The following is a 236-nucleotide window of genomic DNA, read 5'->3' as shown; positions in this document are numbered from 1 at the left end:
GTCGCCATAGGTGCTTTGCTTGAGTCAAATAAGACGATAAAGAAAGGCGCAGGGCCTTTTCTAATAAACTCGCCATTTTCTTCATATTTTGACATGCCGCAGCGAGCAACGCTTGCGCCTTGACCTTGGCTAATCCACGAAAGCGTGCGTAACGATGACCATGTAGTTGCTTCGCATCGGCGAAGCTCCGTTCGACCGTCTCTTTACGATGCTTGTAAATCTCTTTCCCACTTACA

General features: G+C 47.9%; 1 protein-coding gene. It reads right to left on the bottom strand.

Annotated features, from left to right (window positions below; genetic code table 11):
• Positions 1 to 236: transposase (locus tag H8K52_RS20945; protein WP_222613880.1), on the bottom strand; the 236-nt coding region annotated here is incomplete at both ends.

This window comes from Affinundibacterium seohonense (genome assembly GCF_014284305.1).
Classification (GTDB): Bacteria; Pseudomonadota; Gammaproteobacteria; order Burkholderiales; family Burkholderiaceae_D; genus Undibacterium; species Undibacterium seohonense.
The sequence above is the reverse complement of the archived record's forward strand: the minus strand, read 5'-3'. Positions and strand labels throughout refer to the sequence as shown.